This window comes from Enterobacter cloacae complex sp. 402C9 (assembly GCF_050030745.1).
Taxonomy (GTDB): domain Bacteria; phylum Pseudomonadota; class Gammaproteobacteria; order Enterobacterales; family Enterobacteriaceae; genus Enterobacter; species Enterobacter intestinihominis.
Window position 1 is genome coordinate 262,314 of record NZ_JBLGUW010000002.1, and the last position, 17,490, is coordinate 279,803.

Sequence of the window (17,490 nt, forward strand, 5' to 3'; positions counted from 1 at the left end):
ATTTAATAAATAATTCAGTACGACAGACACAAGCCGGTTGACCGTTCAAAAATGTCCTGTAAATGAATACCACAGACATCCAGATTAAAGCGGACAAGCTCTGCTTCATTATTTGAAGTAGAAAATAAATAAAAATCAAATCCACCTGTATTATCATCTTTGAAAATTCTGAAGGAATTATTATCAACAGCGTCGGCCAGTTCAACGTGAACGCCATAGCGCACTTCACCGTCGTCAAACTGTGCAATTCGGCGCACAGATTTAAGACGGACAAATTTCGCCAGCTCCAGTTCGGGCGCCTGGGAAAACGTCAGTGCCTCGAAGATGAGATCAGCCGTTTCATGTTGCTTCCTGCGGTCGAACTCAAACAAACCGCCACCGTTGTTGCGATAGACCGGCTGAAGCGCATTGACCAGGTTGAACGACTGCCGGTTCCTGTCATATCTGTACATTTAAAGGTACTCCAGACCTGCCAGCATCCACCAGCAGGACATAATGTGATTAGTGCCAGTCGGCGATCAGTTCTTCGCACTGCAAAAAGGATAAGCACTGCTGTGCCAACACGGGCAGTACGGCAATGTTGGGTAGGCGGTTGTAACACCAGGCGTTAAACAGCATCTGCCACGGACCGGCGTAGTAACCGGCCATTTTCTTTTTTTGCTTCGGAGTACGGCACGCTGAAATAGCCTGCTGATAGAGACTTTCATTTTCGGCACCTGAGCGTTGTTGCAGTGCCTTGTAAATAAAGGAATAGAGAGCGTCGGAACAATTAGATGCGTAAGCCAGACTGGTTTTCATAATACCTCCTGTTTTTTGGTATTATATAAAATTCGACCTGCTAGCTAATAACCTACACTGAATATATTTTTAAATTCCCATAAATATTAAATATGGACGAATGTGGATTTAAGCGTTGTAAATTATTAAAACCATATCTTATTCTACCATTATGTATTCCCTACAATACGCTTGCTAATTCGTAATTTTGCAGTTATTTGAATATCACCATCCTAAAAGCTGGTAGCCACCTATTTTCCCTCGGATGTAAGTTCACAATAACTCTGTTTATTGCCTGTTCAGTGGCGGTTAAGATTTATAAATGGGTGTGCCATTCGTCAAATCGGTATCCATGGGGTTTGCAGGTACTTATTAAAACGGATCATTCACCTTTTACGTTTACTGCAAACGAGCGTAAGAATTCAGTTGCAGCTCTGCGTCCGCCTGCTGTTGCAGCACGTCCATCACCCGGCTGAGCATGGTCAGCGCCTGGGAGGGGGAGCCGCCAAAAGTCACTTTAATTTCGTTGGTGGTGTGGTGCTGCTCCAGATCGAGAATATTCACTTCCACGTCTTCGCCCTTCTCATCCTTCGCCGTACACTGAATGCTGACCCGGGTCACAGGGTCCTTAACTGTCTGCAATGGTGCCTTCGTGCTGACGTTGATCGCGATATTCTTCATTACCCTGTTTCTCCTTGACCTGTGGTGGTAACCGACCCTACCGGGTGGAGGGTCGGTCAGAAAATCATGCCTGGCCCTGTTGCTGCTTTTCGGCATGCTTACGCAGGTACTGCGTGAGATTGCCGTGGGCTTCACAGATGGCATTCATCTCATCATTGGTCAGCACTAAGGTGTACGTATCGTCGCTGAGGTTCTTAGCGGCACGTTGTTCTGCTTCTTCCGCAATACGCGAAAAAAGCGGGATTGCCGTGTCCGCAATCGTCGTCACGGTCTTTTTGTTGAGTACGCTGGAGACCGATACAGTTTTAGGCTCTGGCGTTTTGATCGGATCTTTCGCCTTCGGCTCCGGGGTGTTTTCCGGAGTTGGCTCCGGGTTGGTCCCAACATTCCCGTCCACCAGCTGCGGCGGGGTGGTCTCATCCGTAGTACCTTCGACGGATGTTTGTTCCGTCACGGTGGTTTCAGGGGTGTTTGCGTTCGTTTCCTGCACGACCGGCGCTTTCGGCTGCATGGCTGCATCAATGTTGCCAGCTTTGACGAATTTAAGGGTTTTGGCCGTAGCCTTGCCATAGACGTCGATGGCTTTGGTGATATTATTCACGGCCTTATCGCCGCTGTAGAGATATTCATCCAGCGCGACATACATGCTCACTTCCCCTGTCACCAGCATAACCTGGAGGGCTTCAGGCAGGTCCAGGACGCGAACCATCTGACGCAGGTGCTGTTCTGTTTTACCGCGACGCTTGGCCAGTTCTGCGAACGTTTTAGGTTCTTCAGCATCTTCGACCATCCGTTTGATGGAGAGCGCCTCAGCCACGACAGACAGAGCCAGATTAGAGTTACCGTCCAGCGTAAACTGTTCGGCACTGGCGCGGCTACCGCGAAACTCCTCGCAGCGAATTAACGAAATCAGTTCACGCCCTTCCTCTGCCAGCTCGATGTTTGCCATAGCGGCGGCGCGGATACGACATGCCCCCTGACGCAGAACAGGACGACCATTCAGAACCTGCACGACGATAGCTGGTACGCTTAAAGGCTCAGACTTATAGGACTCTTTAAGACTGTTCAGGTGGGCTACCACGTGGGGTAAGGAGTAGTAGCTTTCTCCCATGCCAGCGGTACGGGTGTTAAAACCTTCTTCCTCTTCGACCACTGCCGGGTTGATGACCAGACCATTGCTTTTGCGTGCGCCGTTACCGGAACGCTCCAGGTAAGTGCGCAGGCTGATATCGTTGTTAGCGGTTTTTACATCATTTTCGATAGTGGACATTGTGGCCTTCCTTTTAAATTTTCGTTTAGGGTGGTTGTTCGCTACAACACAACAATACCAGGTTCGATTCATTTCCTAATAACCTGAGGCGAAAAAAAAAGTAACTTTTTTTCCCGTGGTAATAGTACGTGATCCGTCCGTTTTAATTTTTCGCTAAGGAGGCCAAATTTAACTTTAGTGTGAAATCGGGTACCAAAAAGCCGGAATTTATCGAAAAAGTTACTTTTCCGTCTGCAAGAACCCACAATAATGCAGAACCGTCAGCATGAAAGGTGTTACATGCGCTGAAGGGAAGATGAGTAAGAGGGGAACTGCGGCGTCACAAGGCATCTAAAGTTACTTTTCCAAAATATGGAATGGCAATCTATCTATCGCTATAAAAGAATAACCGGGATCACTGTCGAACATCTCAACGCGGGGCAGGTAGAATGAGGGAATTAAAATCGGGCCAGGCTAAATCTGCCCGGCCATCGGGAAAGGATACGGCGGCATGGGTCTTACACGAGATAATGCGAATGTATGGTCTTTTCCGGTTGCGACTGTTGGGTTTCTTTCTCACCTGTGGCTAACCGTCGGTATTCGGCGTCACAAAACATCCGTAAGTTGGTAAAGACTTTCTCCATAAACTCAGCGTGAGCAAACGACTCACCCGGGGATTGTGTACGTTCTTTCATACATTCCTTTTTAATCATGTCGACACCTTCGGCACAGGTTGCAGCGGGTACGTCAGCGGGTCACCGGCTGGCGCTGATAATTCGTGAATCCGGAATAGTATTCTACCCTGTTCGCATGCCACATCTGGTCGATAAGCGGGGAATTTCAATCCTATATTGAACCCAGCGACCACCGCAGGGAGAAGGGGCACATTCTCCCCCGCTCTTCTTCCGTCTGCGGGAGGTCACACTCGGCGCGGTGTCCCCGGGCAGAATCATGCTGTGACGGCTGGCGTCCATATCAAGATGTCAGCTCCTGGATTAAACCGCCTCCATCTTCTGTAAATGCAGGGGCTAATGACTGTGTGCAACTGAATTTACCGCAGCATCCGTCCTGTATAAAAAATCCTCAAAACGTTGTTTTCTATTGTATTGACAATAGAAGTTCAGAAGATCATAGTAATCCCATGGCGCGGCATCCGCACCAACGCCCCGGCGTTTCCGGGCATAAGGTAAGCATCATGACCCACGATATCGACACCCTCATTCGTCTGTCCCAGCATAAGTCCCACATCGTCGCTGTACGCCGCCTGCAACTGGCCTTTGAGCTAGAGCTGCGCGACGCAAAAATCAACTCACGTGACGTCGCTGATGCGCTGGCTACCTTGAATGCGGCTATCAGTCTGGAAGAAGAGCTGAACGGCTCTGCGTATGACGATCTGCATTTTGACCTGACCGATGGCGCGAAAGTCGACGCAGCCGAACTGGCAGCGTACCGGGCACAGAAACCGGTGGCTTCCTGCATCGTGGCCGATGGCAGCATTGTGCCAGACGGTTTCGGTGATTACTGCGAGCCGCTGGCAGATGGGGCGCATGACTTGTTTGTCCGTCCGGTCTCGGCATAAGGAGCGATCCATGAGCAAAGAGACTCTGTCACTGGCAACCCGTTACGCAGGCAACTCCTCTGTGATTTCGGAAATGCAGACAGCGCTGGACGTAATGCCGCTGGTGACGGAAGCCGTTCAGAGCGTGTGCGAACGGGTTGAATGTGAGCCCACTGAATTTCTGGACGCGATGGCGCTTGTAAAACGTTTCCTGCTGGCAAAACAAGATGAACTCCGTGCGGAAAGCGTTTCAATCCGCAAGCAGCTGGGTGAGATGGGGGAATAATGATGATTAAGGCTACTATCAGCAACGATGCGCTTCGCACCCGTATTCAGGCGCTGCGTAAAACCAGTGCAAACACCCTTGTCAGCACGACGAAATTCGACGCTGATGCGCTGGAGGAGCTCCTGCGCCTGCGTACCGCAGTGAAGCTGAGACGAGTACGCGTGGTCCAGAGTGGCACCTGCGACTGCGAGGAGCCCTGTGAATGCATGCCCGGGCTGTATGTAACCGTCGACTCCGGCGTGGGTCACGGCCAGGCGGTCTGGACTTACCGGGACGACGGAAAATCCGGTCTGGCGTACTGGTGCGAATTTATGGGACTCGCTCCATTCTGGGCCGAAGACCAGATGAATGCCGCCGAACTGCTTCGCGAGAAGCTGGCCTGGCTGGGTGAACATGTCGAGGTGGTCCCGTGGTAATGAAGCTGTATTGCCCCGAGTGCCTGGCGTACCTTGAAGGGGGGGATGGAACGCTACAGGACTGTCACTGCGGCTGGAAACAGCCGGTCAGCTCTTCCACTGAAGAGGGCGATGATCATGACGCTGACTAACGCCCAAATTTATACTCTGCGTCGGCTGAATACCGGAACCCGCTACCTGATGCAGGGCAACGGAAAGAAAGGGATGGAGCAGCGTCCAGATTGCCTCAGTACGCTGGGATATTTTCCGGTTAATGCCCCCAGTCTGCCGCCCCTCTTCCGGCTGGGCCTGATTGAGTTCACTCTGAAAAGTGGGTTAGAACAGAGCTGTTTCTATCGCGTACGGCTGACCGGGCGTGGGCAGGAGTTAGCCACAACGGCGGTGATCTCGGTGGGCTGACTCAGCCCGCTGCTGCACTGCGCATTACAACTTTAACAGTCTGATTTAAAAAATAAATACAGCTATCAGGTGGAAAAAGCACCCGTTGTTTTGTATTGACAAAACAACTCTGATTCTGTATATTTAATCACACAGCGGCACTCTGGCCGCACGCCCCGGCGTTTCCGGGCATACAGGATAACCCCATGAAACCGATGCTTAAATCCGCTTTCTTCTCAGCTGTTAAATCACTCCTCACCAACGGCTTCAGACCAACCTTCTACACCGTTAACTGTGGCCGAATCGGCATTATCGCCTTTACCGATAAAAACGGTTCTAAGCAGGTTGAACAGGTCTATTCCTGTACCTCGCTTGCCGTGAAGACCATTGCTCCCCGTTTCGAAAAGTGGTTTGCTGCTGCCGTGGCGGAATTTCATGCGGCCGCAGCTGAGACTCTGGAGTCGGGCCAGCGGGTCCTGGACAAGGGTACTGTTCGTACCGTGACGGGATTTCGAAGTGCATTCATCCGCAGCGCTAACGGCACACCCCGTGCCCAGGCACGGACTGGCGTAGTCATGCTTGATCATCGGCACGAAGTTATGGCCGGTGATCTTGTTCGAATGGCTGACAATCCATCAGACACCGTCGTCCATAATACAGACCAACAGCCTGACCAGACAATTCATTCTAACGTGCAGAACGTTTCCGTAAACCTCGCCACAGGACTGGCCCCTGACCCGACGGTTTCAACAGCGACATGACACGGCTGCACTCTCCCCCTGGGAGCCGCACTACGCGGCTCTGTTTGACCGAGAACACTATGACCGATAACAATGAAAAGCACGTTAACGCGATCCATATGAAGGGCAACGATAACGCGAAAAAAGATGAGGCCGACAAAGCAACGGCACTGGTCCAGATGCGTATGACCCCGGAGAAAAAATCACGCTATGTCCGTGAGGCGAAGCGTAATGGCCTGACTATCTCGGCATGGATTCAGCGTCATATGGATCAGGTATGTGATGAGTCAGACGTAAACTATCTAAAGAAAAAGGCTGGCGAGCAATAGGCGACAGTCCACCAGCAGCAGCGAAAAGTTACTTTCCCGGTTGCCTGAAAAGGACCGCATACTGCAAACACAAGGTGTGAACATCACACCCCCGCCCCGGCGGCTCCGGGCAAAGGAGTATCCAATGAAACTTTCCCGCCAGACCACGAACGACACTGCTGTTATCGAAGGTACCCGCAGCCACTTCTGGGGTCGCTCGCTCTACTTCATCATTGAGAATGCGCCCAGGGCACACCTCGTCGCTATTGATGAATTGCTGGATGCAGCGGGTTGGGAAAGCGATCACTGTCCAAACTACGAAGATGACGATGCGTTTGGGCATGCCGGTTACAGCTGCGGGTACATGATTGAGATCGATGACGTGGCACGCTTCAGGGCTGACTATAAGCGCCTCAAAAAGCAGATTGCCGCCCATATCGCCGCCCAGCGTAAAGCCGCAGCCAAACAGACGGCATGAATTTTAATGCAAGCGTTGAGCCTGCATCTAAAAGGAACTGTGCAATGACCGAACAACTATCGGATGAAAAACTGCACCAGCTGGAAGGTGCTGCCGCAAATTACCGTACGACATACCAGGCGCACCTCGCTAATCCACTGGATGGCTCCGCAGTACAGGACTGGGATGAAGCGACCCGTCAACTAATGGCGGTCATCAATTACGATGAAGCCAATATTATCGCGCACCTACTGGCTCGCCGGGATGCAGATCTTGCCAGGCATGAAAGCGACATGACCCGGGCTATCGCAGCTTGGCAGACGGCATCCGTGAAGCTGTCCGAGCAGGCCAGCCAGCAACCAGAATTCCACCTCCGCCGTGTTGGTGGGGACGAGGAGCTCTATGCCCCTTGTGGAAAAGATTATCCACGGGGAAGAGCGTACTACGTTAAGCCGGTAGTGAGCCTGGTTACCGTAAATTGTCCGCCCTGCGACCAATGCTTTGATTCTGCCGACGCCGCAACGGCCTACCGGGATGAGCAGTGGAGACATGTGCTGAGTGAAGCTGGTGTGCTGGTTACGCCGGGGGAGACAGCCCCGGTTCAGCCCACTGAAGACAAGCCGCTTTCCAAATAGTGCGATTGAAAATGAAAACGAAGATGAAACAGCCCAAATCTGCACTTCAGAATGCGATGAAGGGCGAAGAGCCTGCGAGCGTACAAATTCAGATGCGTGCCACTGTAACAAGAAAAGAACGCTATAAGGCGCAGGCAATTCAGGAGGATCTGAATTTAACCGAATGGATGGCGAATCATCTGGACGCCGTCTGTGACGCCGCCGAAGGAAAGGCATCCGTCAGCATCTTTTCCCCGGTTGTACCGGAGAAGATCCCAGACAGCGTCTACCAGGTCATCTATCAGGAATGCGGCGGGTTCGTGGACTGCGATGCGAATGCCCAGACGATCTGGAATGCCTGCCGCCAGGCCATTCTGAAAAACGTGAAAGACTGAATACCCGGCGTCATTTTACCGGATGCAGCAAGGACAAACATGACCATAATTGAACGCCGTGCAGAGATGCGCCAGACGGCCATTAAAGCTCTGCTGGATGCTGAAGAAGCACTGACCGCACTGGCTATGTCCTATGAGCTACAGCCCAATGAGAAGACCAGTGCATGTCATCCACAAACCAGTACTCTCTCCACGACCAGCCAGGTTCGGAAATTGCGGCGGGTCCTCGAAAAATTGAGGCGTTGAGAATTAAACAGGACGCAGGAGGAGGTACCCAGTGCGAGCCGCAGCCGTTCTGGGGAGAATTTTAATCCGACGGTATTCCACTGAGACTGTTGAATGCCTTGGGTAATTGAGTGGCGGTCTGCCACCGAACGGAAGGAAAAAAGGGTTTCCCCGACCGGAGAAACCCTTTTCTAAAGGTGCTATTGGCTTGCTGGCCACATCTGAATCGAGGGGGGTTACCCCCCCTCTTTCAGCTACTTACCGGATTCGTAGTCCATCACAGCCGACACTTCCCGCGTACAGTCTTTCAGCCGCAGTTCGCAGAGCGAATTGCGCGTAAGCCAGGTGAATATCAACAGCGTAAGACATACTATCAATACGCACAAAACAACGGGTTGGTTCGGCAGTTTCATGGCTTCTTCTCCTGTCAACGCAAAGCAGAAGTGTCACCATCGGTGCGAAACAGAGATGTCATGCTTTGGTTCAGAGAATGCGTTTGACCGCCTCGCTATATACTTCCGAGCGTTCTCTTTTCCCAACAGAAATCACGAAAACGACAACTTTCTCGTCTATAACCTGGTATACAAGGCGATAGCCTGAAGACCGGAGCTTAATCTTGTAACAATCAGGCATACCACGGAGCTTGTTTGCTTCAATCCGGGGTGACTCAAGTACTTCAACCAGCTTCTTTTTCAACTGTTCACGTACCGTCGAGCCCAGCTTTCGCCATTCCTTTAGTGCCCGCTCGTCAAAATCCAGAAAATACGCCATCAGAGTTCATCCAGCGTCACACGTACTGGCTTAGGATTACGAAGTCGTTCTTTCACTATCTCCACAAGTTCAGCATCTTCATCACTCAGGAGTGTCTGTTTGAACGGCAAGCGTTCATTGTCAGCGATATACTCGAGCATGAGACGAAGCGCTTCAGAAGGAGTTACGCCCATTTTTTCAAGCGCGGCGTAAGAACGCGCTTTAAGTTCATCGTCAATACGTAGGTTAATGCTACCCATGTCTTACACCCCTTGTAATTACAAATGTCATTACAAGTATCGCACTACAACATGCTTAGGGCAAGTCACGAAGTAAGTCAGAAAGTAGTCGTAAGAACGGTGATCACTGTCCGCTTTGTGCCAGAAGCGGACTTTTTAAAAATATTGCGTGCCCAACAATTGGGCGCAGGTCACATCAAGTACCCTCAGAATTATAGAGAATACCTGAAATTTTTGTAGAGCGAGGTTTGTTACCCTGCCCGACCAGCGACATGTGGTTAGTTTAGTGATCAGAAATGTCGAGCGTTTGGTCGTTCATTGACGCGGGATCTTCCAACGGTTCCACATGAGTGGTGATATGGATAAAAGGCAGTGCGGTGCGGATATCATTCTCTATACGCTCGGCCCAGTCGTGCCCATATTGAACAGTCCATCGCCCAGGAACTAGGATGTGCATTGTCATAAACGCCCGCCCGCCAGCCTGGCGTGTACGTAGTGCATGGAAATCAAGCCCCTGTTCACGATATCCTGCCAGCAGTGACTCGATTTTTTTGAGTTCTTCCGTGGGTAGCGATACGTCCATCAGACCTGCAGCTGAACGACTCATAAGCTGATAACCAGTCCAAACGATGTTGGCTGCGACCAGCAATGCAACGATCGGATCGACCCAAAACCAGCCGGTCAGATAAACCAGTCCGACACCAAAAATGACACCGACCGACGTCCAGACATCGGTCAGCAGGTGATGAGCATCTGCCTCAAGAGTGATAGAGTTGTGCTGCCTGCCAGCCCTTAACAAAATGCGAGCCGTCACAAAATTAAGGATTGATGCGACTGTTGAAACCAGTAATCCGAGACCAATCTCCTCAAGCGGCTGTGGAGTTAACATCCGCTCAACTGCGGTATAGGCGATACTGGCTGCCGCCAATAGGATCAGAAATCCTTCGAAAGCACTCGAGAAATATTCGGCTTTGCCGTGCCCATATGCATGGTTCTCATCGGCCGGAAGCGCAGCCAAGGTCAGCATCCAGAGCGCCATTAGGGCTCCTGCGAGGTTAACTACGGATTCGATGGCATCAGATAGCAGACCGACCGAACCGGTCATTTTCCACGCCACACCTTTGAGTCCGATAGTGGCAATAGCCGTGGCAATGGAAAGCCAAGCGTAGTGCGTCAGCGGACGAGGTAACCCTTTTGTTTTAGTCATTATTAACTTCCTAAAATAGGACGACTAACTCACATTTCTATCCATGATAGATAATTAAACAATCATTTCGCCATGAATATTTTTTCGTTTTTATTAAATTTAATTAAAAAGTCTCTGCAAGTGCTGTTTCATCTTCTAGTAAACTAAATTTTATTTTTAGGGTTTTCTTCAACTTGAAGTAATATTATCTCACAACAGATTAGTCACTTAGGTTAACTGAGCGGCTTTTATATTTTTCAATTAAAATATGCAAAACTCCCATTGCACCATGTGCATAAAAATAGACCTCAATGAAAGTAGTAAAGAACTTATGCCAGTGGATTACTGTTTCAGCCAGATTTGACTGCATGGTATTCAACAAGAACCATAGGCCACCTGAAAGTGCTACAATTAGCAATGCTAGAACTCCAAATCCTTGGATTGTACTGGCAATACCTCCCGAATGTGCATCGGGCAGTCGGAAACTAGTCAACGTTTTTATATCTTGCTTAATACCACTAAAGTCAAGCCCTACCCATGAAAAATAATAAGTAAAACCTCTTTGAGTAAGCATCCAACTTAACATAATAAAACCACAAATAATCAGTCCTAACCCTGAAATAATGTGCATCCAGGTTATAACTCCTTCAAGACTATGTTCACCAATTGCTTCGGTCTCTGTCAGATTAGAGTTAATAATTTGTGATAATATTAGAAATGCCACAATGATGTGAAGAATACGAAAAAAAGGAGCGTAATCATGGGGTAATAGATTCCAGAGTCGCAATTTCATTAATGAGTCCTTAGTAAATTTATCGATGATCTTAATCATACAAAAGAATTATTAGGATAACCTTAATTCTTAAAATTGCAGCAGGCATTAGTTCACCTCTGATATGGCCACTTGCGAAATGGGAATGGTAACTGTTATTACTATGTGTTTACTTGCTGTTCTTGTTACGCAGCCCCTTAAACACATTACTTTCAAATATGATTTCCTGCTGGGTTTAAATATGTGTCTTTCTATAGTGCGGCAACCTATTTTTACACCAACTCATGAATTAAATAAGAATCATAAATTAAATGAGAGGTTTAATTCTCTTGCTTAACGCGATGATATTAAATGGAAATTTTAATTTTTGTAATTTATTAAACAGTTAGAATGAGACATGGTAAATACGATCTTCCTTTAGATAATTCTGATAGCACTTTTTCTACTGGGCAGTCTGCAATGTCCGCTTCACGCCCTGAGACATTCGACAAGCTTTTTATGGCTTCAGTAAGGGCGAGTGGCGCGCTTCGAGAGCCAGCAAATATTTTGCTTCATCGTACTGGGTTCTGGCCTTCCAGCAGCGGTAAATGATCCTTATCCATTTGAACGCCAGTGCCCGGATCGCAGACTGATGAGATTTGCCCTTCTCTCTGAGGCCCTGATAATACAGTCTGGCCCAGTATGATGAATTAACCGTCTTGGCAGCCCATTCAACAAAGGTTTGCCTGACGAACTTGGCACACTGCCATCGCCAGTGAACCCAGGATTTCTGGCCACTTCGTTCTGTCACCGGTGCAATACCTGCGTAGTTTTGAATTTCTTCAGCGCTGTTAAACCGGTCACGGTTATCACCAAGTGCAGCAAGCATTCGTGGGCCCATACACGGCCCCATGCCCGGAAGTGATTTGAACAGCTCCGCATCTGGCAATGTGTCAAACAACGCTTCGATTCGTTCGTCATAGGTTTTGATGATTTCACTCACGACTTTAATTTGTGTCGCCAGTGCTGTTGCCATCAAAGCATTAGCCTCTATAACGCTCGGGTCTGTAGTCAATGGGATCGCGTTATCAATACTCGCAACACGTTGCTCGGTAAGAGCCATTGCGCGGCCACCTTTGGCATTCAGAAAGTTGCGGATCGTGTCGCGCCTCGCTCGTTTCAGTTGTTGCAGACTGGGCCACCGGATAATCAGCTCACACAATAGTAAGCTACCCCGATGTGAGAACCACTCCAGTGGCTGAGGATAATACTGTTTAAGTGTGTTGATTATCCGGTTCACAAAACGGCGTTTATCTTCAACCAGCTGACGGCGCTGCTCAACCAGTTGCTGGAGTAACCGGATATCCGCATTGTCGGGTTCAATGGCTTTTATCTTTTGGGGATAACGCAGCATTAACTCTAATGCCAGCTCGGCATCCTGCGGGTCATCTTTAGCGCCGCTGGGCGAGAAGGCCTGCCGGTAACGAGCCAGGGACAAAGCGTGGACGGGGAAAACGGTGATAAATGGATATTTCTGAAGAGCATACACCACGGGACCTTTCTTCAGCTCAACGGCGATAGCGATCCTGCCTTTTACCTTCTGGTGTAACTCGGTAAGCCAGACATCAAGTGCTTCCGGCGTATGTTCAATCACATGGAATGTGCGTTCACCGTTTTTAAACTGAACACAGACATCGTGCTTTTTATCTGCCCAGTCCAGACCAACGTGCGCAGCAAATTGATTAGTCGCAGTCATCACCAACTCCTTTTTATCGGGGATTGGTATGCATTCCACGCTCTTCGAAAGAAATATAGCCAGCAGTTTATCTGCATGCCCTGAGTATTCGTTAGCGAACGTGGAGCACCCACTGGCTCGAAAGAAAAGCGGCGATCATCACGTGATTCTCGCTCAATATTCGTAACCAGTAAGCGCATACCCTGAATCACTTAAAGTGTAATTCTCAGGGTGCGAATGACTATATCTCGCTCTTAGCGGACATTAGCATAGGCTATTTACCATAACGCCGCATTACGCGTACCGCTCAGACGGCCTGAGCGCGTTTCTGACGTGTCCCCGTTAAAAACAGTAACAAACCACCCGAAAATGCACGCCAGAAACGCTACGTAAGAATCTATCCTATGACTGGATATGCACTCAACTGAATAACGCCTGGTTTCAGTCCATTTTATCGGGATCAGCCTTCTTTCTGGGTAATTTAGGGGGCTTCACTTGCTGATTACTTTGCGTGCGGCGCGTGAGCCAAGGATGGTCAGCTTTAGGTTTTACGTAGAATTTTGAGCGTAAATCAAAACGGGCATTATCCACACGTTCATGGACACTTTTTTCATCATCCAGTGGTATAGGCTCCGGGCCATCAACATATTTTTCCCATCCCAACGCTTTCCCATCATACAGAACCTTAATTTCACCGTTAAAGCTTTCGCATACCGTGACAACCGAATGCCGAAGTCGATATCCCCGGCCTTCACTGCGAATCTGAAACGCACTGCTTTTGTACTGGAAAGTGAGATTTTTGGAGAGAACGCGCTTCGCCTGGAGGCTGAAGATATAACCCAGTTCCTCTTCAGAATGGTGTACATCAAGATGGGCGTTATCAGCAATACGAGGCGGCGTAGCAAACCGGTTGTTATAGGCTTCAATAAAGGTCGGCAACCATGCGTTTGCTGTTTCAATATCACTGATACCCTGAAGCCGCATTTCTTTGACCAGCCTGTCCTGCAGTGTCTGATTGGCACGCTCTACCCGCCCTTTTGCCTGCGGGCTGTTGGCATGGATTGGCTCGATGCCCAGTGTCTTTATCGCACGTGTGAACTGAGTCAACTCTCCTTCCCGCTCCGGGTTATTTACTCTGAATATACTGTGTCTGTCAGAATAGAGAGCCAGTGGTACGCCATGATCATTAAGGTAACCCCGGAGGGTTTCCATGTAAGCCCGGGTTGTTTCTGCAGGAGCGAATCGTAGCGCCATCAGAGCGCTGGTAGCATCATCGATAAAGACTATCAGTGTGCATTTGGGGCCCCGACCTTCAAACCAGTCATGAGGCGAGCCATCAATCTGGATGAGTTCACCGTAGGATGGGCGCCGCATCCGGCGCTGATAAATTCGGGCAAACTTACGACGACGTTCGCGCCATATGCCCTCCTCTACCATCCACTTCCTGAGAGTTTCAATGGATAAACACAAGCCGTGTATCTCGCGCAATTTTTCGCACGCAAGCGTAGGTCCAAAATCAGCGTAGCGGCCTTTGAGGAGTGAAATTACTGTTGCTCTGAATTCGGTAGAAAAGGAATTATTGGGACGCTTTCCACGTCGGCGGGAAACTAGACCAGAAGGCCCTTCATTTCTATACCGTTGCACCAGACGTTTAACCTGCCGAATAGAAATGCCAATGCGTGCCGCAGCTTGTTCCTGAGTAATATGGCGATTAAGTGACTCCTGAATAATGTGAAGTCGGTCGAGTTCCTTATGACTCATCGTAACAGTCTCTTTGATCATGAAAAATCCCCCAGAGAATTGTCTGGGGACATTTTAGAATGGTTCAAAGGGGACATTACAGCTTGGTGTTAACACATGGCTTCTTCTCCTTGCATTTTTGCAGGTAAGAGGCTAACCTTTAATGTGACTAGCATCAGGGGCCTCGGGTTAATTTGAAAAAATTACTCGGGGCTTTCTGCTTTTTACCACAGTCAAACAGTGATTCTGCTGGCTGGGGCAAAAGCCTCCAGCACCGAAGCCATTATACCACCCAGCCCCCTTCAAACGAACAGGTCGACCGCCTAAATATTTAATAAGTAAGTATTTCAGGTTTTGCTGCCTCGCAGGCCGTAACAGCGGACGGCTGACGTAATCGCTGACGAAACAGACGGATGCAAATCTCTACACTCAACGCCGCCAGCCCGTCCGGTCCCCCGCTTCTTTCCGACTGTAATCAGTCAGTCTTCGAACCCGCGATCAGTGACAAACGGTGAGCACGAACACAACTGTGCATTAGGCTATCCGGGTAATGGGCGATTTTCTCCAGTTTCTCATCGAGGCGGGTATACGTCAGTCGCCTGATTTTCGTTAGTTCCTCGTGAAGCCAGCGTTTGATAAAGGGATTGCTGGAAAGCAGCACCAAATCGGAGTCCTCCACTTCATCAAAAAGCCAGACGGGTTTTGCCGGAGTAAGACGATAGAGCCAGGGACGCGAATAGTCCCCCGTCGCAATCAGGAACCAGACAACAATGCCAAGTGCGAGCTCCATGACCAGCATCAGGGTAAACTGAATATCCCGGACGTCAGGCTCTCCGGTAAAGCTCATCAGTCGGTCGCCAGTTGCCACACGCTGGATAATACATACCAGCATCAGCAGAGCAAGCAAAAGCCCCATGAGCAGCCCGCCATTCACCTCAAAAGTAGCTTTCTGGACGCGATCAGGCGGTACCTGTCTACGGTAGCGGCCGACCACTTCGCCGATCAGTTCCCTGATGGCCATGCGTTCTTCATCGACCGTTGTTGCGGTATATCCGGACGGGTCCGATTCAGTTTGGTTCATGTACCCTCTCCTCACTCTGAAAATTAATGGTCACAGACACGCTGATCATACCCGGTGAACGGGAGCTAGTTTGCGGGTTAAGGGCTCGAAAAAAACGGGATTAAAGAGGGAAATGACAGCAGGAAGGTGGGATGCAATGAGCTGTTTTGTTTCCCTACAGTTAAGTGGGGGGGGGAAACTGCCATCACCGGAATACGCTGAGAACGGAACGGGCCAAACCGATAAGATGGACGGGCGCTATTTTGATTCCAATATTCGGGATTTTTCTTCCCGCGTCGCCAAACGGGCACTTCCGGAACGGTCGCGGATGAGTAGCGGCTTATCTTTTTTCCAGCTACTTATCGCCGTTTCCCCGAACCGACGCGGCGCATTGCGGTTCCAGCTGGCGATAACGTGGTTATCGTAAACCTCCTGAATAACGACAGAATGAAGAGTTACTGTCTTAATGGTGGTATTGCCCATTTTGGTTCGGAAGAGTGACCAAACGGTCATCCCCGCCTCCAACTGACTGAGTTTCATCTTTGCTCCGGTGATATCGGGGAAGTCGACGTGGTGACGTATTTAATCATAATCACTCACAGCGGATAATGCCGCCAGGTAACAGGGTACTGTCAGCCCAGGCATGAGCAGTCCTTACGGCTATCGTGATTCGGCCAGTGTGCGGGTAATAGTCGCACGCTGACGCTGACGCTCAGCCTTACGCTGGCTGCGGCGGTAAAGCGGTTTCGCAGCAGCATAACGGCAATCCTCCGGGTAGTACCAGCAGCAGCCACAGGGCTCAGGCTGCGGTTTTCCGGCAAGTCCAAATGGTTTCATAATGTCACCTTTAAATGGAAATATTGTTCAGTTCCCGGCCTTCAGACACGGGTTCATTAATGAAGCGGCGTTGCATAAACAGGTACAGATAACCCTCTGTCGAGAACATACAAAGATTCTCAGTAATACAGGCATCGAGATATTCTGTGTCGCTCTGGAGTCGTTTAATGACGCTCATCTGGTTAGCCGCCGACTGAATCAGCGGATAGCCATTAACAGCACGATGAATACCTGAGCGGAATAACGAACGAGCCTTTCCAATCTTTTCCCGGGCAGCGGTCATTTCCATCTCGATAACCGACTGTCGCGCAAGATTAATAGCATCGCCGGATAATTCCGCAAAGCTGACCAGAGACTTATTCATCTAAAACTCCTTTCAGAAATGTGAACTCATTATATCAATACGGCCTCTGGCCCAAATAACCCGTGGTGAAATATTTTGACGAATATCTGAAAAGTGAAAATGGCAACCGGGAAAAGGACGGGTTTTATTTTAAGTGTGCCGATGACGTCTGACAGGGGAATTAAATTTGACGGTCTTTGATTTAAAAAAAGGTAGAAGGAGGTCACCTGGACACCTCCTTCTCCGGCGCTCAGTTTGAGAATACGTTAACGCTGTAGCGTCTACCGAGCACCTCGGCAGTGGTATCCACAATTTTCTGAATATCATCGGTAATCGCGGGTTTACTGAATGCGACAGTATGCAGTTCGCCAGCTTGTTCCGCCGTCGCGCCATCATGAAAGCGGCTGGCATCGTACAGCTGGACCCGGAGCGTCCGGGTGTGATCAACATGGGGCAATGTTCTTCTCCTGTTCAGCCAGTCGCCATAAGCGTTAATAATCACTTTCTTCCGGTTGCGGCTGAGTGACAAACTGGTACTTTACTCCATTAGGGACACCAACGGCTTTTGCTACGGATTCACACAGCAGCGACAGGTCATTCAGCGTCATCGGATATTCGATGTCGACTGAATATAGGGCCCCGGCATTCTCGGCGTCTTCGATGTTTTTAAACTGGGCGCTGAAAATGGCGACGGTAGAAATTTCAATGTTGTGCATGAGTCAGTCCTTATGAAAAAAAAGCCACCGAAAGGTGGCTGAGTAAAAG

At 49.5% G+C, this 17,490-nt stretch carries 27 protein-coding genes and 1 pseudogene; 11 read left to right on the forward strand and 17 right to left on the reverse strand.

Features of this window, described 5'->3' with window-relative positions; translation table 11 throughout:
• Window positions 1-14: 14 nt before the first annotated feature.
• The 4 genes from ACQG1K_RS23895 to ACQG1K_RS23910 all read right to left on the reverse strand — a co-directional run bounded on the left by ACQG1K_RS23895 (window position 15) and on the right by ACQG1K_RS23910 (window position 2,728).
• Complete coding sequence (locus tag ACQG1K_RS23895) at window positions 15-452, reverse strand: hypothetical protein (RefSeq protein WP_015063013.1); 438 nt, start codon at window positions 450-452, stop codon at window positions 15-17.
• A 49-nt stretch (window positions 453-501) separates the two neighbouring features.
• A complete protein-coding gene (locus ACQG1K_RS23900) occupies window positions 502-798 on the reverse strand; it encodes a hypothetical protein (protein ID WP_032610474.1) in 297 nt (98 codons plus the stop codon).
• A gap of 378 nt (window positions 799-1,176) precedes the next feature.
• Window positions 1,177-1,458, reverse strand: a complete 282-nt coding sequence (locus ACQG1K_RS23905) for a hypothetical protein (protein ID WP_032610475.1) — start codon at window positions 1,456-1,458, stop codon at window positions 1,177-1,179.
• A gap of 64 nt (window positions 1,459-1,522) precedes the next feature.
• A complete protein-coding gene (locus ACQG1K_RS23910) occupies window positions 1,523-2,728 on the reverse strand; it encodes a DNA-binding protein (protein WP_032610476.1) in 1,206 nt (401 codons plus the stop codon).
• A 1,174-nt stretch (window positions 2,729-3,902) separates the two neighbouring features.
• Here ACQG1K_RS23910 and ACQG1K_RS23915 point away from each other — a divergent pair.
• The 10 genes from ACQG1K_RS23915 (at window position 3,903) to ACQG1K_RS23960 (ending at window position 8,105) form a co-directional block, all read left to right on the forward strand.
• Entirely contained in the window at window positions 3,903-4,286 is a 384-nt protein-coding gene (locus ACQG1K_RS23915) for a hypothetical protein (protein WP_050596975.1), read from the forward strand.
• Window positions 4,287-4,296: 10 nt separating this feature from the next.
• Entirely contained in the window at window positions 4,297-4,551 is a 255-nt protein-coding gene (locus ACQG1K_RS23920; protein WP_032610479.1) for a hypothetical protein, read from the forward strand.
• The gene (locus ACQG1K_RS23925; RefSeq protein ID WP_032610480.1) at window positions 4,551-4,967 is read left to right on the forward strand and encodes a hypothetical protein; all 417 of its coding nucleotides are present in this window, start codon (window positions 4,551-4,553) and stop codon (window positions 4,965-4,967) included. The genes ACQG1K_RS23920 and ACQG1K_RS23925 overlap by 1 nt, the downstream gene beginning before the upstream one ends.
• A 117-nt stretch (window positions 4,968-5,084) precedes the next feature.
• Window positions 5,085-5,366 carry a hypothetical protein gene (locus ACQG1K_RS23930; protein ID WP_032610524.1) on the forward strand — a complete coding sequence of 94 codons (282 nt, stop codon included), beginning with the start codon at window positions 5,085-5,087 and terminating at the stop codon, window positions 5,364-5,366.
• A gap of 185 nt (window positions 5,367-5,551) precedes the next feature.
• Window positions 5,552-6,106 carry a hypothetical protein gene (locus tag ACQG1K_RS23935; RefSeq protein WP_015063016.1) on the forward strand — a complete coding sequence of 185 codons (555 nt, stop codon included), beginning with the start codon at window positions 5,552-5,554 and terminating at the stop codon, window positions 6,104-6,106.
• Window positions 6,107-6,165: 59 nt separating this feature from the next.
• Window positions 6,166-6,414, forward strand: coding sequence for a hypothetical protein (locus ACQG1K_RS23940; protein WP_050596976.1), 249 nt, complete (start codon window positions 6,166-6,168; stop codon window positions 6,412-6,414).
• 124 nt (window positions 6,415-6,538) lie between these two features.
• Window positions 6,539-6,871 carry a DUF5417 domain-containing protein gene (locus tag ACQG1K_RS23945; RefSeq protein ID WP_032610481.1) on the forward strand — a complete coding sequence of 111 codons (333 nt, stop codon included), beginning with the start codon at window positions 6,539-6,541 and terminating at the stop codon, window positions 6,869-6,871.
• Window positions 6,872-6,915: 44 nt separating this feature from the next.
• Window positions 6,916-7,485 carry a hypothetical protein gene (locus ACQG1K_RS23950; protein WP_032610483.1) on the forward strand — a complete coding sequence of 190 codons (570 nt, stop codon included), beginning with the start codon at window positions 6,916-6,918 and terminating at the stop codon, window positions 7,483-7,485.
• 23 nt (window positions 7,486-7,508) lie between these two features.
• Window positions 7,509-7,859, forward strand: a complete 351-nt coding sequence (locus ACQG1K_RS23955; RefSeq protein WP_032610485.1) for a hypothetical protein — start codon at window positions 7,509-7,511, stop codon at window positions 7,857-7,859.
• Window positions 7,860-7,898: 39 nt separating this feature from the next.
• Entirely contained in the window at window positions 7,899-8,105 is a 207-nt protein-coding gene (locus ACQG1K_RS23960) for a hypothetical protein (RefSeq protein ID WP_044255297.1), read from the forward strand.
• Between the two features lie 233 nt (window positions 8,106-8,338).
• Here ACQG1K_RS23960 and ACQG1K_RS23965 read toward each other — a convergent pair whose 3' ends face one another.
• The 3 genes from ACQG1K_RS23965 to relB all read right to left on the reverse strand — a co-directional run bounded on the left by ACQG1K_RS23965 (window position 8,339) and on the right by relB (window position 9,094).
• Window positions 8,339-8,497 (reverse strand): type I toxin-antitoxin system Hok family toxin, encoded by a 159-nt coding sequence (locus ACQG1K_RS23965; protein ID WP_064758473.1) that lies wholly within the window; start codon window positions 8,495-8,497, stop codon window positions 8,339-8,341.
• A 70-nt stretch (window positions 8,498-8,567) separates the two neighbouring features.
• Window positions 8,568-8,855 carry a type II toxin-antitoxin system mRNA interferase RelE gene (relE, locus tag ACQG1K_RS23970; RefSeq protein WP_000323025.1) on the reverse strand — a complete coding sequence of 96 codons (288 nt, stop codon included), beginning with the start codon at window positions 8,853-8,855 and terminating at the stop codon, window positions 8,568-8,570.
• A complete protein-coding gene (gene relB / locus ACQG1K_RS23975) occupies window positions 8,855-9,094 on the reverse strand; it encodes a type II toxin-antitoxin system antitoxin RelB (RefSeq protein ID WP_000534858.1) in 240 nt (79 codons plus the stop codon). The genes relE and relB overlap by 1 nt, the downstream gene beginning before the upstream one ends.
• A 24-nt stretch (window positions 9,095-9,118) precedes the next feature.
• Here relB and ACQG1K_RS23980 point away from each other — a divergent pair.
• A pseudogene (locus ACQG1K_RS23980) lies at window positions 9,119-9,235 on the forward strand (hypothetical protein); the annotation flags it as partial.
• Window positions 9,236-9,356: 121 nt separating this feature from the next.
• Here the strand turns inward: ACQG1K_RS23980 and ACQG1K_RS23985 are convergent.
• The 10 genes from ACQG1K_RS23985 to ACQG1K_RS24030 all read right to left on the reverse strand — a co-directional run bounded on the left by ACQG1K_RS23985 (window position 9,357) and on the right by ACQG1K_RS24030 (window position 17,441).
• Window positions 9,357-10,280, reverse strand: a complete 924-nt coding sequence (locus ACQG1K_RS23985) for a cation diffusion facilitator family transporter (RefSeq protein ID WP_000167917.1) — start codon at window positions 10,278-10,280, stop codon at window positions 9,357-9,359.
• 199 nt (window positions 10,281-10,479) lie between these two features.
• A complete protein-coding gene (locus ACQG1K_RS23990) occupies window positions 10,480-11,052 on the reverse strand; it encodes a cytochrome b/b6 domain-containing protein (RefSeq protein ID WP_001515348.1) in 573 nt (190 codons plus the stop codon).
• A 475-nt stretch (window positions 11,053-11,527) separates the two neighbouring features.
• On the reverse strand, window positions 11,528-12,766 hold the full coding sequence (locus tag ACQG1K_RS23995) for an IS110 family transposase (protein ID WP_003030308.1): 1,239 nt from the start codon (window positions 12,764-12,766) through the stop codon (window positions 11,528-11,530).
• 420 nt (window positions 12,767-13,186) lie between these two features.
• Complete coding sequence (locus tag ACQG1K_RS24000) at window positions 13,187-14,527, reverse strand: ISNCY family transposase (RefSeq protein WP_000589001.1); 1,341 nt, start codon at window positions 14,525-14,527, stop codon at window positions 13,187-13,189.
• A 433-nt stretch (window positions 14,528-14,960) separates the two neighbouring features.
• Window positions 14,961-15,566, reverse strand: a complete 606-nt coding sequence (locus ACQG1K_RS24005; RefSeq protein ID WP_015063019.1) for a hypothetical protein — start codon at window positions 15,564-15,566, stop codon at window positions 14,961-14,963.
• A gap of 237 nt (window positions 15,567-15,803) precedes the next feature.
• The gene (locus ACQG1K_RS24010; protein ID WP_022652345.1) at window positions 15,804-16,085 is read right to left on the reverse strand and encodes a hypothetical protein; all 282 of its coding nucleotides are present in this window, start codon (window positions 16,083-16,085) and stop codon (window positions 15,804-15,806) included.
• A gap of 120 nt (window positions 16,086-16,205) precedes the next feature.
• On the reverse strand, window positions 16,206-16,382 hold the full coding sequence (locus ACQG1K_RS24015; RefSeq protein ID WP_162859439.1) for a hypothetical protein: 177 nt from the start codon (window positions 16,380-16,382) through the stop codon (window positions 16,206-16,208).
• Between the two features lie 10 nt (window positions 16,383-16,392).
• Window positions 16,393-16,746 (reverse strand): hypothetical protein, encoded by a 354-nt coding sequence (locus ACQG1K_RS24020; RefSeq protein WP_022652347.1) that lies wholly within the window; start codon window positions 16,744-16,746, stop codon window positions 16,393-16,395.
• Window positions 16,747-16,975: 229 nt separating this feature from the next.
• A complete protein-coding gene (locus ACQG1K_RS24025; RefSeq protein WP_032610492.1) occupies window positions 16,976-17,182 on the reverse strand; it encodes a hypothetical protein in 207 nt (68 codons plus the stop codon).
• Between the two features lie 34 nt (window positions 17,183-17,216).
• Window positions 17,217-17,441, reverse strand: a complete 225-nt coding sequence (locus ACQG1K_RS24030) for a hypothetical protein (RefSeq protein WP_022652349.1) — start codon at window positions 17,439-17,441, stop codon at window positions 17,217-17,219.
• Window positions 17,442-17,490: the final 49 nt, after the last annotated feature.

What these genes read in the sequence shown, in the direction of transcription:
- ACQG1K_RS23895 (WP_015063013.1), bottom strand. Translation starts at nt 452, where the DNA reads ATGTACAGATATGACAGGAACCGGCAGTCGTTCAACCTGGTCAATGCG.
- ACQG1K_RS23900 (WP_032610474.1), bottom strand. Translation starts at nt 798, where the DNA reads ATGAAAACCAGTCTGGCTTACGCATCTAATTGTTCCGACGCTCTCTAT.
- ACQG1K_RS23905 (WP_032610475.1), bottom strand. Translation starts at nt 1,458, where the DNA reads ATGAAGAATATCGCGATCAACGTCAGCACGAAGGCACCATTGCAGACA.
- ACQG1K_RS23910 (WP_032610476.1), bottom strand. Translation starts at nt 2,728, where the DNA reads ATGTCCACTATCGAAAATGATGTAAAAACCGCTAACAACGATATCAGC.
- ACQG1K_RS23915 (WP_050596975.1), top strand. Translation starts at nt 3,903, where the DNA reads ATGACCCACGATATCGACACCCTCATTCGTCTGTCCCAGCATAAGTCC.
- ACQG1K_RS23920 (WP_032610479.1), top strand. Translation starts at nt 4,297, where the DNA reads ATGAGCAAAGAGACTCTGTCACTGGCAACCCGTTACGCAGGCAACTCC.
- ACQG1K_RS23925 (WP_032610480.1), top strand. Translation starts at nt 4,551, where the DNA reads ATGATGATTAAGGCTACTATCAGCAACGATGCGCTTCGCACCCGTATT.
- ACQG1K_RS23930 (WP_032610524.1), top strand. Translation starts at nt 5,085, where the DNA reads ATGACGCTGACTAACGCCCAAATTTATACTCTGCGTCGGCTGAATACC.
- ACQG1K_RS23935 (WP_015063016.1), top strand. Translation starts at nt 5,552, where the DNA reads ATGAAACCGATGCTTAAATCCGCTTTCTTCTCAGCTGTTAAATCACTC.
- ACQG1K_RS23940 (WP_050596976.1), top strand. Translation starts at nt 6,166, where the DNA reads ATGACCGATAACAATGAAAAGCACGTTAACGCGATCCATATGAAGGGC.
- ACQG1K_RS23945 (WP_032610481.1), top strand. Translation starts at nt 6,539, where the DNA reads ATGAAACTTTCCCGCCAGACCACGAACGACACTGCTGTTATCGAAGGT.
- ACQG1K_RS23950 (WP_032610483.1), top strand. Translation starts at nt 6,916, where the DNA reads ATGACCGAACAACTATCGGATGAAAAACTGCACCAGCTGGAAGGTGCT.
- ACQG1K_RS23955 (WP_032610485.1), top strand. Translation starts at nt 7,509, where the DNA reads ATGAAACAGCCCAAATCTGCACTTCAGAATGCGATGAAGGGCGAAGAG.
- ACQG1K_RS23960 (WP_044255297.1), top strand. Translation starts at nt 7,899, where the DNA reads ATGACCATAATTGAACGCCGTGCAGAGATGCGCCAGACGGCCATTAAA.
- ACQG1K_RS23965 (WP_064758473.1), bottom strand. Translation starts at nt 8,497, where the DNA reads ATGAAACTGCCGAACCAACCCGTTGTTTTGTGCGTATTGATAGTATGT.
- relE (WP_000323025.1), bottom strand. Translation starts at nt 8,855, where the DNA reads ATGGCGTATTTTCTGGATTTTGACGAGCGGGCACTAAAGGAATGGCGA.
- relB (WP_000534858.1), bottom strand. Translation starts at nt 9,094, where the DNA reads ATGGGTAGCATTAACCTACGTATTGACGATGAACTTAAAGCGCGTTCT.
- ACQG1K_RS23985 (WP_000167917.1), bottom strand. Translation starts at nt 10,280, where the DNA reads ATGACTAAAACAAAAGGGTTACCTCGTCCGCTGACGCACTACGCTTGG.
- ACQG1K_RS23990 (WP_001515348.1), bottom strand. Translation starts at nt 11,052, where the DNA reads ATGAAATTGCGACTCTGGAATCTATTACCCCATGATTACGCTCCTTTT.
- ACQG1K_RS23995 (WP_003030308.1), bottom strand. Translation starts at nt 12,766, where the DNA reads ATGACTGCGACTAATCAATTTGCTGCGCACGTTGGTCTGGACTGGGCA.
- ACQG1K_RS24000 (WP_000589001.1), bottom strand. Translation starts at nt 14,527, where the DNA reads ATGATCAAAGAGACTGTTACGATGAGTCATAAGGAACTCGACCGACTT.
- ACQG1K_RS24005 (WP_015063019.1), bottom strand. Translation starts at nt 15,566, where the DNA reads ATGAACCAAACTGAATCGGACCCGTCCGGATATACCGCAACAACGGTC.
- ACQG1K_RS24010 (WP_022652345.1), bottom strand. Translation starts at nt 16,085, where the DNA reads ATGAAACTCAGTCAGTTGGAGGCGGGGATGACCGTTTGGTCACTCTTC.
- ACQG1K_RS24015 (WP_162859439.1), bottom strand. Translation starts at nt 16,382, where the DNA reads ATGAAACCATTTGGACTTGCCGGAAAACCGCAGCCTGAGCCCTGTGGC.
- ACQG1K_RS24020 (WP_022652347.1), bottom strand. Translation starts at nt 16,746, where the DNA reads ATGAATAAGTCTCTGGTCAGCTTTGCGGAATTATCCGGCGATGCTATT.
- ACQG1K_RS24030 (WP_022652349.1), bottom strand. Translation starts at nt 17,441, where the DNA reads ATGCACAACATTGAAATTTCTACCGTCGCCATTTTCAGCGCCCAGTTT.